Consider the following 1,910-nt stretch of genomic DNA (forward strand, 5'->3'; position numbering starts at 1 on the left):
CCGAACAGGAAGCCAGCATGGTCACGATGAAGACCACCCTGGGCGGAATTCCCGTCAAACGGGCCATGATGACCGAGTTTCATTCGCTTCATCCGGAAGAAACGCTGCAACGGGCGATTGAACTGATTCTGGCGACCCCCCAGACCGATTTTCCCGTCATGCAAGATTCGCAGGTGGTGGGCATTCTTCCCAGTCGCGACCTGATGATTGCCCTGCAGCAGTATGGCCCGGACAAGCAGGTGGGCGAGGTCATGCGCCGCGATTTTCTTTCCGTCGACTCGAACGAGATGCTCGATCTGGCATTCTCACGGATTCGGCAGGCAGAATGCTGTTCTACGGCCCCCGTCATGAATCGAAACCACCTCGTCGGACTGCTGACCGCAGAGAACGTCAACGAGTTCCTGCAGATTGTCTCGGCCATCGGCAAAAAGCAGACTCGATCACCATGAACCTCCGGTGGCTTGAGGAATGCCGTCGGGAAGGTCACCTCCCAACAGGACCTTCTCGATGCCCACCATCGGACCATGGCTTGTGTTGAAGCACCAGTCTGATCGAAAACCGGCATCTCGCCCGGCCTTCCACTGCCGGATCGTATCTCACGACGGCCCTTCGGAGTGTTCGCGCGCGGACGATTCTTCGGTTTTGCGCATCGGCACATTGGTTGCACCCTTCGGCTGGCCGTGAGTCGCCGCCAATGACACGTCGACGGGATCGTCCGTCCAGGTGGATCCGACTCTCGTTCAAAGCAGGCACTGCGAGTCGGGGAGCCGCGGTTTGTTACACGAACTCAAAATGGTGTCAGAACGGGGTTTTCAGGTCCTCTCCCTGATCTCCCGCCCAAGAAAGCTGGCTCTCGCCGGTGCCACCCTGTTGATGGTGATCACCAGTGCCGGGAATACCTCCGTTGCGCTCTTACTTGGCTGGCTGATCGATCGGATCCAGAAAGGGCTGCTGAGCGATCAGCCACATGAACAGCTTTATCTGACAGCGTCCAAGGTACTTGGAACAATCTCGGCCATCTATCTGATCCGCGAAGTGATTAATGTTTATCGACGATTTCTGGTCGAGAGCAGTTGCACCTCGATCAATCGGGATATGCAACTGCGCGTCGTGGAGCATGTTCTTCAGACGGAATTGACCGCTCTCTCTCAGGATAAAGTCGGTGCCTTGCACGGGAAGATTCTTCGCAGTGTCGATGGTCTGGTCCGGTTCACCCGTCTGCTGTTTCTGGATTGTCTTCCCGCATTGTTGACCGGCGTGTTCGCGCTGGTGGCCGCGACGACCAAGCAGCCACTGCTGGGACTCGTCATGCTCGGAGTCATCCCGCTGGCGGTCTTGCTGACCCTTAAACAGTTAGCCTCGCAAAAGGGAGTCCGCCTGGACCTGATGAAGGACTGCGAAGAGATCGACGGCACGATCGTCGAACAACTGAATGGAACGGAATACATCCGCGTCGCCAATACCATGCACCTGGAAGTCGATCGCCTGTCGCAGGCGATGAACAAGCGGCGACAACGTGAAATTGACCATCACTTCCAGATGTCCCTTTTCGGTTGTGCCAAGTCGCTGAATGAAGGCTTCTTTCACGTCGTTGTCCTCGGACTGGCGACTTACCTGGCGATCAACGGCAAGGTGAGCTTCGGCGATATCCTGACATTCTCGGTCCTGTTTCTGAACGTGATGACGCCTCTCAACGAAATCCACCGGGTGGTGGACGAGGGGCATGAGGCCAGCCTGCGAGTCGGAGAACTGCTCGAAATGCTGGCGCAACCGGTCGATCAATCGTTTCATTCGGCCGACAATCCCGCAATGAATCTCGTCGGGGGAGGCGTCGGTATCGAACTGCAGAATCTGGTGCTCGACTATCGGACGATCGACGGCAAGATCAAGCGCGGGCTCGACAGTGTCTC

2 protein-coding genes are annotated in these 1,910 nt (G+C 57.0%); both read left to right on the plus strand.

Going from position 1 to position 1,910, the window contains the following annotated elements; translation table 11 throughout:
- On the plus strand, positions 1 to 449 hold a 449-nt coding region (locus VGE80_RS21440; RefSeq protein WP_440594061.1), incomplete at its 5' end, for a CBS domain-containing protein.
- A gap of 343 nt (positions 450 to 792) precedes the next feature.
- Positions 793 to 1,910 (plus strand): ABC transporter transmembrane domain-containing protein (locus VGE80_RS21445; RefSeq protein ID WP_440594062.1); only part of this gene is annotated, 1,118 nt, incomplete at its 3' end.

Source organism: Schlesneria sp. (assembly GCF_036405755.1).
GTDB classification, from domain to species: domain Bacteria; phylum Planctomycetota; class Planctomycetia; order Planctomycetales; family Planctomycetaceae; genus Schlesneria; species Schlesneria sphaerica.